The sequence below is a fragment of the Mucilaginibacter sp. Mucisp73 genome (assembly GCF_059491465.1).
The window spans coordinates 6,446,810-6,460,135 of sequence record NZ_CP168507.1 but is presented as its reverse complement, the minus strand read 5'-3'; the positions used below and the strand labels follow the sequence as shown (position 1 = coordinate 6,460,135).

Sequence of the window (13,326 nt, the reverse complement as noted above, 5' to 3'; positions counted from 1 at the left end):
GTACGAGACCCGTGCGCTTAATGCTAAATTTACGATTTGTTTAACTATTTAATACAACTATTTGTAGCTAAAACGCTAATAAAACCTTCCCCCCTTTATCATAAGCAAAAGCCTGCGCAAACTCATCAACTGTATAAGTTGCCGATGGGGAAAGCTGAAACTCGGCCCTGCCAATGGAATGTACTAAATGACTGATCATCTGAGTTTTTTCTTCGAGCGAAAGCCCTGCCACATATCCCCTCACACCAAAACCTTTAATGACCAGGTTTTTAAACACGACTTCGGCGTTGAGGTAGGCAGCCGGCTGTGGATCAAGCAAACCATAAACAATAAGGTGTCCTCCGGGCGATAACGAGGATATTATTTCAGTAGCCAGCTCCCCGCCTACCGCGTCAAGTGCGGCTTTGATGCCCTTGCCTTTGGTAATTTCATCAATAACCTGCTTAAGCTTACCGGGTTCAGGAACTATTACTTCCTCGGCTTTTAAAGCTAATAACTCTTGCTTTTGCGCCTCATCGCGTACGGTGGCTATAACACAAATACCTTTTTCGGCGGCAAGCTGTATCACTATGCGCGATACTGTGGAATGGCCCGCGGTAAGCAGCAGCCAGTCGCCGCTTTTTACTTGTGCTTCTTGTATTAAACCATATGCGGTGTACGAATTGAGTAATAATTGCGCGGCTTTTGCTAATGGGAAGGTATCGGGCAATAATACCACGTCCTGCTCGTCAACTACCACATATTGCGCCCATGCCCCTATTTTGCTAAAAGCTACCAGGCTGCCTTTGGGGATAATGCTGTCATGCCCGGCTTCTTCAACATAACCGGCGCCTTCCAGTCCCGCTATTTGGGGCAGCACCGGCTGATAGCGGTATTTTCCGGCAATAAAAAGCAGGTCGGCCGGGTGTACAGGGCAGGCCTTAACCCTGATGAGCAACTGGCCGGAAGCCGGTTTGGGGTAGGCTAAATGTTTCAGTTGTATCACATCAGCGGCATTGCCTGCCTGCTCAAAAACCAATGCTTTCATAGTTGAAATACAAATTTCGGCTGTGAAAGTTTTGAATGAGGTTAACATCTGCTACTTGGAGTGTAAGGTAAAACAAGCATGTTGGCAGGTCTGGTTTGCAAAATTGAGCTAAAAAGCTTCACTAAAATTTATACCCTAAAGCAATGCCCAGGCTCCGGGTCCTGGTTTTCTCGTACGGGTAATTACCAACCTCGATATTGGCAAGCCCTAAATTATGAACCGCATTAATCATTAAACCGTTATCAAACTCAAAGCCGGCGACTACGTTGGCTCCATAGTCAAAAGATTTAAAATTGCTCCTGTCATCACTGCCGAATTTGGCTTTGAAGCTAAAGTCGGCAGGAGATGATTGCCCCGGCGATTCGTTGCTTACCGGTGTAAACCTACCTGACAAAGCCCAACCAATATATGGCCCGGCGCCCAGATAAAATTTGTCGCCATGAACCGGAATGTTATAAACCAGGTTAACCGGCACCTGGATATAATATAAACGCCATTTGCCATACATCCGGTAAACAATATCTCCGCTTAAAACTTCTTCGGTAGTTTTACTGCTTAATGAATTGAAAATAATAGCCGGCTGCAACGAAAACCTGTTGACATTAAAGCTGGCAAAAGCCCCGGCGAAATAGCCGGACCCGCTTTTTTCGGCATCGCGGATCTGCACATCCGTGCCGGGCGTCCGGGATAACCAGGTGCCGCTTACGCCCGCCCTGATGCCAAATTGAATAGCGTTTGTTTGTGCGGACAATTTAAAACATGCCAATAATAGCAGGGACGACAAGGTTAAATGTAATTTCATGTTTGTGTAAAGTATGGTTTAGAAGGGATACGAAAAAATGCACCGGGATGCGACATTCAACAATAAATTTTAGCGATAAAAAAAGCTTACCCTTAATTGAGGTAAGCCTTTTATAATTGTATGCGATTATTTTTAAAGCTTAATGCTCATGCTTAATGTACCGCGAGTTGGGTTTTGTGGCGCCAAACGGAACGACCAATATTTTTCGTTAGTCAGGTTGTCCAGCTTAAAGCCTATGCGGAATTTAGGCTGATCATAAAATACAGTAGCATCAACCGTGGTATATGACGGTATGGTGAATTTAAACGTTGCGGTATTGGTTTGGTATGAATCACTTCCGTAGTTGCCGCCCACTCCAAAACCCAAACCCTGAATTTTACCATGGGTAATTCGGTAACTCATCCATAGGTTGGCCAACCTTGCCGGGCCGGAGTTGGCCGGACGCAAGCCCAGAATACTGGCAGCACCAGGTGCTGCATTGGTAATTTTACTATCGTTATAAGCAAAACCGGCGACGATATTGAAGCCGCTCAAAGGATTGGCGATCACTTCGGCCTCGATGCCCTTGCTTAACTGGGTGCCTGCCTGTGTAATAAATCCAGTATGCGCCGGATCATCCATTATGGTATTAGTCACAGAAATATTATAGTAACTAACTGTCGAGCTGATTTTATGATCCCAGATGTCGGCCTTTATACCGCCTTCCCATTGGTTGGCATATTGGGGCTTAAAGGTTGAGTTATCAAAGCTTGTAGCTGTGGGAGTAGCATTATTAAAACCATTCATATAATTACCAAATAACGATACCTGGTCTTTAACCACCTGGTAAACCAAACCAAATTTGGGCGACCATGCCGTTTGACCGAAATTGCCGGTGGTTTTACCATCGGCAGGTGTATAAGTGCCTTTGTTAACAAACCTGTCGATACGGATGCTGGCCATGGCATTCAGCCGTTCGGTAATATTAAACACATCCGATACATAGGCCGCGTAAGAGCTTTGGTTGTTTTGAACATAATCGCCGGGCTTGGGAGCCGCGGCGGCTACAAGTGCCGAAACTTTGTCTGCCGTAAAACTATTATAAGCTGCTCCCGGGTTAAGGTAATTGATTGCCGCTGTGCTTACGGTAACGTTGGTATTATTGCTTTTTTGATTATAATACTCTAAACCTGCAACAATGCGGTTACGGAACTGACCGATTTTAAAATCGCCTATAAAATTTTGCTGTACGTTGGTGATATAATAAGGATAATCTTCCTGGGTAACCTGCCGTTTTATCTGCTTGCTACTATCGACAAGGGTAAACGCGGTAACCATGCCCTTGGTAGTTGAAAAGGTTTTATTGAACATGGTTTGCGATTTCCAGTGATCCGAGATCTTGTAATTGATCAATGAATAAAGATCAATTTGCCTGCTCAGGTAATCAACGCTATTGTTACCGAAAGAACGTTTATAGTCGATGCCGAGATCTTTAACATTATAGGTCTTTCCTTTGATATCCGGGGCAAGCCTGTAGGCCGAAGTAGCGTTCGAGTTACCTATTTCGGCGTCAACATCAACCGATAAACGATCATTAACGATGTAGGTTATGCTGGGGGCTACAAAAAAACCACGATTAAAGCCCGCGTCCTGGAAACTATGCTCATTGTGCAATGCCGCGTTCACGCGGAACAGCACCGTTTTATCCTTATTTAAAGGCATGTTAACATCGGCCGTAAGGCGGTTGAGATCAAAGCTGCCTGTTTGGTAAGCAATTTCGGTACGCGGCGTTTCATTAGGTTGTTTGGTAACGCGGTTAAATAAACCACCAAACGAAGCCAGGCTGCTATTGAACAGTGTACCGGTAGGGCCTTTTATAGCTTCTATCTTTTCAATATCGGCAGGGTCGATGCTGTTAAAGTTATAACCTGCTACACTGTTACGGATAAAGTTGCCGGTAACAAAACCTCTTGATAACAAGGTAGTACGCCCGTTATTATATACTAATGGCACACCCGTACCCGGGATATTTTTAAAACCGTCTGCATAGCTGATTACGATCTGCTCTTTCATCAGTTCGCTGGTAACTACACTGTATACCTGCGGGTTTTCAAGGTTTTTCAGCGGCAGGCGGGCAACATCTTCAGTTTCTTTCTTCAGGAATTTGTTGTGCCTGGCGCTTTTAACGTACACCTCTTGCAGGTCTTTTGCCCCTTCGGTTAAAACAAAACCTACTGTGGTGGTTTCACCTGCACTAACAGTAATCTCTTTGGTTTGAGATACCAGGCCAATAAAGCTTGCAACAACGGTATATGTACCTGCGGGAACGTTTTTTATAGTAAAGTGGCCGCTTTGCCCGGCAGTAGCACCAAACTTAGTATTGGTTAAAACTATGTTGACATACTCAGCAGCCTTACCATCAGCGGTTTTCACGGTACCCTTTACAGTTCCTGTGCCGGTTTGCGCAGTTGCATTATAGTTAAAAAACAGCATCGCCAGTATAAAGCTAAAAGCTATTTTGATCACTATTTTAATAGTTGAAGATACATTTGATATGGCCGGCTTGCCGGAAGCAAGATTAGGGGTAAGTGTAAAATGCATATTTTACTTAATAATGAATTGATTGAAGGATCAGCAGTATTAATCGAGCCACAAAATTTAATAACCTGCAACCCGGATTTGGCGCAAAGTTATATTTATTTAGATTAATTACAAATAAGGTTTTAAAAAGGGAATCCTTAACTATGCAAGGTAATGGCTCTGAATTAATTGGGAATATGAGAATATTTAGAAGAGGTTTTTAAGAAGATCTCCAGCAACTACAATATCAGGCAAGCTAAAAAACTACCCCTCCCTCCCCGGAAAACTTTCACTGCCCCGCATATAGCTGCCCAAACGTTTCAGCAGGTAGGTTGCTTTTATCAGCAATGTTTTATCGGTAACAAACTCGCTGATATCATCTGCTTTGTTCATCAACTCCTGCTTGTACACATCCTTGAAATCAAAATAATTGAGTGCAAACTTCCATTTGCCGGTTAAAAACGAAAAAACTTCGCTGTCGTTTTCAAGCAATTGCGAATAGTTAATTACCAGGTAATCATCGGGCTGCAGCTTTTTAAGCATGTTCAATATTGCTTCATTGTAATTAATCCATACTTTTAAATAGCTTTCGGCATGGTCGTGGTAAAATGCTTTCAACCTGCGTGGCCGTCTGAAATGAGTCCACACTTGGCGCTGAATATAATTACGGGCCATATACTTTTGATCAACGGATACAAAATCGCGCCTGAGTAATGAACTAACCACCGATTGGTAATTACGCAAAACTACCAGGTACCTGGCGCCTGGCAACAGCTTGGCATAAGTATCCAAAAAAAGGCAGGTGCGCGGGTCTTTCCAGGCCCATTGCTCATAAAGCTGCTGTTTAATGCCAATTACCGCCTTCATCTTTTCAAGTTGATAAAGCGGCACCTCAATATCCCGGGTATCGGTTAGCCCCGATACTTCTAAACTGTTACGATCAAGGATCTCTTCATGCAGCTTCAAAAACTCCAGATCTTCAAAGTGGCCATCAACATTGCCTGTACCGCTACCGCATAAGCGTTCGCCAATTTGCAGGCCGCAGCGGCTTAACCAGTTGGTTATAAGCGATGTACCCGAACGGTGCATCCCCGCAATAATTAACGTTTGCCGGGGCGTGAATTTAACTGTTGTATTGATCATGCCTTGGTTAATAACGGCCACCCGGCTGTAGTTGCTTAATTTGCTCCTGCTGATAGTTGTCAAGAATAAAACCTGCCAACATTTCGGTTGCCTCGGTCTGCCTGGTAATATGGGTGTTGATATACAAATCAGGCGACGACGGGATTTGGAAAGGGTCATTAACACCGCTTAGGTTAGTTACCTTGTCCGGATGGCCTTCGGGCAATAACGTGCGCTTGTAAAGTCCTTTGGTATCCCTTTGCAACAGTGTTTTTAAGGGACAATCGATATGGATCAGCTTTACATCAGGATAAGTAGCCATCAGCTCGCGGCGGACCACATCATATGGGTTTATAGCGCTGATGATGGTTACAACGCCATGTCCGGATAATTTACCGGCTATAAAACCAAGCCTCCGGATATTTTCAAAACGTTCTTCCTTAGTGTAACCCAGGTTAGGAAACAGCTTTTGACGGTATACATCAGCATCAATAATTTCAACAGGGATATCGGTATCAGATAACCTCATTTTAACATGTTGAGCGAGGGTGGTTTTACCTGATCCGGATAACCCGCAAAGCAGAATAATCATAAGGTGGTGTGTTAAGCGTTAATAATAATTGTTGTGTAAACCATTATTGAAAGCTTAACGCAAATATTTCGGACGAAATTGTTGTTAACACTTACTGTGTCGATACATGGCAATATTGTATCGATGAACAGCAAAATGATGTAGACGGAGAGAAAACTTCAGCAATTAATTATGGTTACTGCTTCTGCATGCACCAGGTTGTCATACAGCGCAGGTTTTGCACGTTGGTGGTTTTTATAGGTTCATAAAGCTGTGCGCCCAGCTCGCGGGTATATTCAAGCAGGATCTCTTCATTTACCAAAAACCGTTCGGAGCCATCGGGCAGCAGGTAGCGGTAATTACCCAAAGGCTGTACCAATGTTTCAATGCCGATATCAGATGCAAGCCTTGCAAAGAAATAACCTCCTGGTTTCAGTACGCGCCATAGTGAGCGTACCATATTGTCAAAATGTTCGGCATCATTAGCAAAATGCAGCACGGCACTGCAAATTACCAGGTCAAACTGCCCGTCATCAAAAGGCAGGCCCTCAACAGGAGCAAGCTTAAAATTATCGGGCGAATGATCTGGGCACAGATCGGCAGATAGCCGTTTGGCCAGTTCAACAGCATGCTCACTTTGATCAATGCCATAAACCTTGAAGCCGTTTTGCAAAAAATAAGTTATGTTTCGCCCGTTGCCGCAGCCTGCGTCAAGTATAGTGCGGCAATCGTCAAAACGTCCTTTTAATAACTGGTCGAATAAATAGATATCGATATTGCCGTATAATTTCCGGAGGTTATTGCTGTTCATGGCCAGTCCTGTTTTACATCCGAAATTACTGTTTTATTGGATGCCATGGAGAAAACTTATTAACTTTAAGTATGGCTACCGATATGCAAATATTTCTGCAGTTTATGAAAAGCACATTGCTTCCGCTCCCGGGCGTTACCACCAAAATGCACTTTGAGCATCCTGCGTTTTATGTTAATGATAAGATCTTCGCCAACATACATGAAAAGGATGAGCAACTGGCTATTTACACCACCGAGCGCGAAAAATGGATAGCGCTTGATCCGCATACCTTTTTCATCACTCCGCATTATCAAAATTACAAATACATGCTGGTGAGCCTCGAAACTGTATCACCCGGCGATCTGAAGCACCTGTTAATAACAGCGTACCTTGCAAGGGCCACCAAAAAGCTGATCAGGGAATATGAAGAGATGATAAAGAGTGGCTAAGCCGATTATCAACAAACAGGCTTATCCTCCTTAGGGCCTTACGCCGTTCAGCGCTTCCCGGTTAAGATAAACATAAATCAAAACTCCTACTACTAAAACCGCCAGCACTACAAGCCCGATCTTCCCTTTTTTCTTGTCCTGGCGCATAAGCCAAACCATAGCAGCTATTAATGGAATAACAAAAACAATGTAAAAAATATATCCTGATGCGTTCATATGCCCCCCAGCCCCCTAAAGGGGGAGTTTTAATGTGTTATTTATTTGAAATGCCAATCTGCCTGTAATCTGTACGTTAAATTACTCCACCATAGCTCCCCCTTTAGGGGGCTGGGGGGCAAACGCCATCCTCGCCATCGGAGCAACGTCCTGTCCTACAAATTCGCCTTTAAGGAATTTATGATAGCCTGCTATGGCAATCATGGCGGCATTATCAGTACAGTATTCCATTTTAGGGATAAAGCTGTTCCACCCATTTTGTTCGGCCATGGCCTGCAGTCCTAACCTCAAGCCTGTATTGGCCGATACGCCACCCGCCAAAGCTATATCTTTAATGCCATATGCCTGTGCCGCTTTTTGCAGTTTGTTAAGCAAGATGGTAGCAATCCGTTTTTCTACAGATGCGCAAATATCGGCCATGTTCTGGCTAACAAAATCAGGGTTTTGAGCTACGTTATCGCGGATAAAATACAGAATGGAAGTTTTCAGGCCGCTAAAGCTAAAATCATATCCCGGGATCTGCGGCTCGGGGAACTTATAAGCATCAGGGTTTCCCCGGCGTGCATATTTATCAATGAGAGGTCCGCCGGGATAAGGCAAGCCTAAAATTTTACTGGTTTTATCCATGGCTTCGCCGGCGGCATCGTCAAGGGTTTGCCCTATGATCTCCATATCAAAATAATCCTTCACCAGTACAATTTGCGTATGGCCGCCAGATACGGTAAGGCAAAGGAAAGGGAACGACGGGTTTTTATCGCCTATAAAATGCGCCAGGATATGCGCTTGCATATGGTTGATATCAATAAGCGGGATGCCTTTTGCCAGTGCGAAAGCTTTGGCAAATGATACGCCCACTAAAAGAGAACCTAAAAGTCCGGGGCCGCGTGTAAAAGCTACCGCATCAATATCATTTTTGCTTACTTTTGCGTTTAATAACGCCTGCTGAACAGCCGGAACAATATTTTGCTGATGAACCCTTGAGGCTAACTCGGGGACCACGCCTCCATAGGCCTCGTGTATGGTTTGATTGGCAATAACATTGCTCATGATCACGCCATCAACACAAATCGAAGCTGAGGTTTCATCACATGATGATTCGATTCCTAAAATTACGGGCACGTGTTTATTAATTATTGATTTACTGATTTAGTGAATTAGTGATTTATTAATGAGAAGCAAACCAATCCCCCTTACTAATTGTATAGGGATAGAGGAAAATTCACCAACTCATTATTTCGCTAACTCACTAATTAAAGGTGCAAAGTTATTAAAAAAGTACTCAAAATATTCCTGGGCCTGGTATTGTTCATTTTATTGACATTGAGCATACTTTTGCTCACATTTCAGTTTAAGCCGGTACAAACCTGGGCCGCCAAAAAAGCGGCAGCCTACATTGCCGGCGAATTGAAAACCAAGGTTGGGATTAAAAGCCTTTACCTCAGGCCATTTCGCTCGGTGGTAATTGAGGGGCTTTATATTTTGGATAAGAAGCGGGACACTTTACTAAGCACACCCCGATTAGCCGTTGATATTGAGGGTTTTTATCTTTTCAGAAGTATTAAACGCCGTACCATCAACTTTTCCAATATCGAACTGGATAATGGCTCCTTCTATCTCAAAAAACAAAAAGACAGTACTACCAACCTGCAATTTGTTATAGATTATTTTAATTCGGCGGATACCACCAAAAAAACCCAAAACAAACCCTGGACGCTAAATTTTGGCACCATCGCTATTAATAACTTTCATTTCAGGTACAAGAACAGCCTGCGCGATACAGTAATAGCCGGGGTTAACTTTAACGACCTGGATGTGCAGCATTTCAGCACGCTGATAGAGGGTATGGATTTAAAGAACCACCTGTTTAAAGCTAATATAAAAAGCTTAAGCCTGCATGAAAAAAGCGGCTTTACGGTAAAACACTTCGCATCGGATGCTACGATCGATACGAATCAAATTTTACTAAGGCACCTCGCCATTCAAACACCCCGATCAGATCTGAAGGATTATTTCAGGATGAAGTTTAAATCATTTGATGATTTTGATGATTTTGAAAACAAGGTACACATGGATGCCAGCTTTAAATCGTCACGAATTTCGTCATCAGATATTTCCTACTTTACCAGTTCATTAGAAAAAGTGAGTTTTGATTTGGGTATTGACGGGCAAGCCAAAGGTTATGTGAACAACCTCAAAGCCAAAAAAGTGACCATTACCGGCGGGCAGGCCACTTTTGTTAAAGGCGATTTTAACCTGCACAACCTTACCGATTGGGATAACGCATTCCTTGAGCTAAAATTTGACCAGGTTGCCTCCAACAAAAAAGACCTTGATTACCTGATCAGCCATTTTTCGGGAACGCCTACAGAAAAGGCTCCGGCCATACTTTCCAAATTTGGCAACTTTAATTTTACCGGCAGGTTTACCGGCTCGCAGAATGATTTTGTTGCCTATGGTATTTTTAAAACTGCACTCGGTCGTTTTGATTCAGACATAAACCTTAAAATTGATAAAAATGACCGTCCAAGCTACAGCGGCAGAGTTAACGCCTATGCTTTTGACCTGGGCACCCTGCTTGATCAAAGCGATTTGGGCAGGGCCACCTTTACTTCAAACATACAGGGCAGCGGCGACGCGCTGAAAAGCCTTACTGAAAAAGTGGATGCAAAAATCGCATCCATCACTTATAATAACTACACCTATAACAGGCTTACGCTTAACGGCAGTTTTATAAACAGGCTGGCCAACGCTCATATTACCATAAACGATAGGAACATAAAGCTTGACCTTAAAGGTAAGGTTAACCTTAACCCTGCTTTGCCAACTTATGATTTAACTGCCGATATCAAAGACGCTAACCTGAACAAGCTTGGTTTTACCAAAGATACTTTAACTGTAAGCACACTGCTTAAAACCCAGTTTAAAGGTGATGACCTGGCCAATTTGCAGGGGAACATCCTGTTTTCGCCGGCAAGGGTGGTCAATCCGCGAAATAATTATGCCGTTGATTCTCTGTTTCTATCAGCCGAAGGCATGGGTAATAACCGCACCATTGCTTTAAAATCTGACTTTGCCGATGGCAGCATCAAGGGCAAATATGACCTTGCAACCCTGCCTTCGTATTTTAAAACCATCGTTAAAAAGTATATCCCTTCCATAAAAACAACTATAGTGCCGCCTAAGCCGGAGGAGTTTGATTTTAATCTCAACCTTAAAAACCTCGATCCGCTTACAGCCATCTTCCTGCCCGATCTGAAAATCCCTGAGCAAGGAACTTTTGTTGGGCAGTTTAACTCGGAAAAGAAAACAGCTACGCTATCGGGCTATATCAAAACGCTTAAATACGGCAAAACTGTTTTCCATGATTTTATTATTGACGAAAACACCACCGATAGCTTGCTGGGCCTCAACGTATCCCTGAGGCGGGTTGACCTAACCGACAGTCTTTTTATAAAGGATATCAACATTACCAACTTCCTGAAAAACGACAGCCTTAACTTTAACGTTAAGCTCTCGGATAAAAACGCTGTTAACCAGCTGGACCTTTATGGCCTGGTTGAATTTGGACGGGATACCACGGCCAAATTGAAGCTACTACCATCAGACGTGATACTGGAAAAAGAGAAATGGAAGATCCAGGAGCAGGTGCGCATCCGTTTACTGGACGGCAAAACGCAGGTATCGGGCTTTGAGCTTTCAAACGGGCCGCAAAAAGTATTTATCGATGGTTTTATATCCGATAATCCCGCCGATCAGTTAAAGCTCTCGTTCCAGAAGTTTAACATGCGTACGTTTAACCAGCTCACGCGCACTTCGGGGGTAAACTTAAAGGGCTACCTGGATGGTGATGTAAAACTAACCTCGGTGCTCAAATCCCCGGGGGTTGATTCGCATTTAACCATTGATTCACTTACCATGAACAAAACGCTGATAGGTAATGTGAAACTGGCCACCACACTTGGTAACGACCGTAAACAGGCGGATGTTAATATGAATATCATTAACCGCGGGCTGGAAACCATGAACATTGGCGGAACCTACTCGTTTGGCAAAGAGACTGATGATAACCTTGATTTTGATATCAAGATGAACCAAACCGAAGCTATTATATTTGAGCCTTTTGTTAAAGACCTTGTTTCGGATATAAAAGGCCATGTTTCAACCGACCTGAAGCTTACCGGCAAGCCCTCAAACCCGCAACTTAATGGCACCGTTACCCTTGTTAATACCGGCCTTACCGTTAATTATTTAAAAACAGCTTACACGGTTAATAATAAGCTGGATGTCAACAATAGCATTATCAGCATTAAGGATATGGTTTTGAAAGACATTCACAAAGGTACCGGAACCGCCAATGGTACCGTAAACCTCAATAACCTATCCAACCCGGATATTAATGTAAGCCTTAAAGCCGATAACCTGATGGCCCTGAATACCACGTTTAAAGATAACCACCTTTATTATGGTACGGCTTATGGCACAGGCACATTTAACTTCAACGGCCCGGTTGATAACATGAAAATTGATATTACGGCCAGCACCAATGCAGGTACTGTTTTCAATATACCGCTCAACACCTCGTCAACCGCCAACGATTATGATTTCATTAAATTTGTAAGCCATAGTGACACCGCTAAAGTTGTTGCCAAAGAGCGTGCTTTTAATGGTGTTACCCTAAACTTTGATTTAAGCGCCGATGAAAAAACTATTGTAAAAATAGCTACCGATTACGGCCAGCTGGAAGGCAGCGGCGTAGCCCGTAATTTAAAGCTGAATATCAACAGCCTGGGCGATTTTGAGATGTACGGTGACTTTTTGATATCGTCGGGTAAGTTTGAGTTTACTGCCAAAAACTTTATCAGTAAAAACTTTACGGTAAGCCAGGGTGGTACCATCCGGTGGACGGGCAACCCTTCTAACGCGGAAATAAACCTTAAAGCTTTGTATGAGGTGCGTACCAGCAAAGCGCCGCTGTATACTGCCGCGGGTTTACAAACCCCTACCTCGGGGCAACAAACGCTGGTACAAGCCGAACTGATCCTGACCAAATCTCTGTTGCAGCCTAATATTGATTTTGACTTTAACTTCCCTACCGACCCTTCGGTTAAAGATGATCTGTCAACTTACCTTGCCGATGCCAATAACCGGAGCCAGCAGGCTATCAGCATTATCGTTCGCCGTAACTTTACCTCAAACAGTAATAACTTAACCAACCAGGTGCTGGGTACAGCCGGCGAGGCGGTGAGCGAATTTGCATTTAACAAGCTTAACAGCCTGATATCGCAATCAAACATTAAAAACTTCGACTTAAATATACGCTCCTTCAATGAGGCAAGTGCTTCGCTGCGCTTTTTTGATAGCAGGCTGTCATTTAACGGAAGCTTGTTCAGCAACAACGGCTCAAATGATATTTTTAATAACAGCAACAGCAACCTGTTTAACCAACGGTTTAACAGCCTCACCAAAGACTTTGAGGCCTTATACAAGATACGCCGTGACGGCAACTTAACGGCAAGATACTCATACAGGGCGTTAAACAACGTAACACTAAGCAGCCTTACAGACGTGCTGGCACCACAGTATGTAAACGGATTAGGTTTGGTTTACCAGCGTGACTTTGATACCTTCGGCGAGTTTATCCGGAACATATTCAGACAGGGCCGCCGCAAAAATGCGCCGGTTAACCCCGCTCCTATCCCATCGTCAATTACCACACCGGCAACCAGGCCCGATGAAGATGAGGATCAGTAGAGCCGAAGGCTTAAAGCTAAAAGCCAAAAGCTTTCC

10 protein-coding genes are annotated in these 13,326 nt (G+C 43.7%); 2 read left to right on the top strand and 8 right to left on the bottom strand.

Annotated features, from left to right (window positions below):
* Positions 1–67: 67 nt before the first annotated feature.
* The 6 genes from ACEN82_RS26915 to ACEN82_RS26890 form a co-directional block, all read right to left on the bottom strand.
* Complete coding sequence (locus tag ACEN82_RS26915; RefSeq protein WP_413321472.1) at positions 68–1,027, bottom strand: zinc-dependent alcohol dehydrogenase family protein; 960 nt, start codon at positions 1,025–1,027, stop codon at positions 68–70.
* Between the two features lie 121 nt (positions 1,028–1,148).
* Positions 1,149–1,829: a porin family protein gene (locus ACEN82_RS26910; RefSeq protein ID WP_413321473.1), complete on the bottom strand. Its 681-nt coding sequence runs from the start codon at positions 1,827–1,829 to the stop codon at positions 1,149–1,151.
* Positions 1,830–1,961: 132 nt separating this feature from the next.
* Positions 1,962–4,409, bottom strand: a complete 2,448-nt coding sequence (locus ACEN82_RS26905; protein WP_413321474.1) for a TonB-dependent receptor domain-containing protein — start codon at positions 4,407–4,409, stop codon at positions 1,962–1,964.
* Positions 4,410–4,652: 243 nt separating this feature from the next.
* On the bottom strand, positions 4,653–5,531 hold the full coding sequence (locus ACEN82_RS26900; protein ID WP_413321475.1) for a sulfotransferase: 879 nt from the start codon (positions 5,529–5,531) through the stop codon (positions 4,653–4,655).
* 7 nt (positions 5,532–5,538) lie between these two features.
* On the bottom strand, positions 5,539–6,102 hold the full coding sequence (locus ACEN82_RS26895) for an adenylyl-sulfate kinase (RefSeq protein ID WP_413321476.1): 564 nt from the start codon (positions 6,100–6,102) through the stop codon (positions 5,539–5,541).
* 175 nt (positions 6,103–6,277) lie between these two features.
* Positions 6,278–6,892 carry a class I SAM-dependent methyltransferase gene (locus ACEN82_RS26890; protein WP_090534575.1) on the bottom strand — a complete coding sequence of 205 codons (615 nt, stop codon included), beginning with the start codon at positions 6,890–6,892 and terminating at the stop codon, positions 6,278–6,280.
* Between the two features lie 104 nt (positions 6,893–6,996).
* Between ACEN82_RS26890 and ACEN82_RS26885 the strand changes: the two genes are divergently transcribed.
* A complete protein-coding gene (locus ACEN82_RS26885; RefSeq protein ID WP_413321477.1) occupies positions 6,997–7,323 on the top strand; it encodes an MmcQ/YjbR family DNA-binding protein in 327 nt (108 codons plus the stop codon).
* Positions 7,324–7,353: 30 nt separating this feature from the next.
* On the opposite strand, the gene ACEN82_RS26880 is transcribed toward ACEN82_RS26885, so the two are convergent.
* Positions 7,354–7,539, bottom strand: a complete 186-nt coding sequence (locus tag ACEN82_RS26880) for a hypothetical protein (RefSeq protein WP_090534570.1) — start codon at positions 7,537–7,539, stop codon at positions 7,354–7,356.
* Between the two features lie 81 nt (positions 7,540–7,620).
* On the bottom strand, positions 7,621–8,658 hold the full coding sequence (tsaD, locus tag ACEN82_RS26875) for a tRNA (adenosine(37)-N6)-threonylcarbamoyltransferase complex transferase subunit TsaD (RefSeq protein WP_413321478.1): 1,038 nt from the start codon (positions 8,656–8,658) through the stop codon (positions 7,621–7,623).
* A gap of 213 nt (positions 8,659–8,871) precedes the next feature.
* On the opposite strand from tsaD, the gene ACEN82_RS26870 reads away from it, so the two are divergent.
* Positions 8,872–13,290 carry a translocation/assembly module TamB domain-containing protein gene (locus tag ACEN82_RS26870; RefSeq protein WP_495644051.1) on the top strand — a complete coding sequence of 1,473 codons (4,419 nt, stop codon included), beginning with the start codon at positions 8,872–8,874 and terminating at the stop codon, positions 13,288–13,290.
* The last annotated feature ends 36 nt before the right edge of the window (positions 13,291–13,326 follow it).

What these genes read in the sequence shown, in the direction of transcription:
- ACEN82_RS26900 (WP_413321475.1), bottom strand. Translation starts at nt 5,531, where the DNA reads ATGATCAATACAACAGTTAAATTCACGCCCCGGCAAACGTTAATTATT.
- ACEN82_RS26895 (WP_413321476.1), bottom strand. Translation starts at nt 6,102, where the DNA reads ATGATTATTCTGCTTTGCGGGTTATCCGGATCAGGTAAAACCACCCTC.
- ACEN82_RS26885 (WP_413321477.1), top strand. Translation starts at nt 6,997, where the DNA reads ATGAAAAGCACATTGCTTCCGCTCCCGGGCGTTACCACCAAAATGCAC.
- ACEN82_RS26880 (WP_090534570.1), bottom strand. Translation starts at nt 7,539, where the DNA reads ATGAACGCATCAGGATATATTTTTTACATTGTTTTTGTTATTCCATTA.
- ACEN82_RS26890 (WP_090534575.1), bottom strand. Translation starts at nt 6,892, where the DNA reads ATGAACAGCAATAACCTCCGGAAATTATACGGCAATATCGATATCTAT.
- ACEN82_RS26915 (WP_413321472.1), bottom strand. Translation starts at nt 1,027, where the DNA reads ATGAAAGCATTGGTTTTTGAGCAGGCAGGCAATGCCGCTGATGTGATA.
- ACEN82_RS26905 (WP_413321474.1), bottom strand. Translation starts at nt 4,409, where the DNA reads ATGCATTTTACACTTACCCCTAATCTTGCTTCCGGCAAGCCGGCCATA.
- ACEN82_RS26910 (WP_413321473.1), bottom strand. Translation starts at nt 1,829, where the DNA reads ATGAAATTACATTTAACCTTGTCGTCCCTGCTATTATTGGCATGTTTT.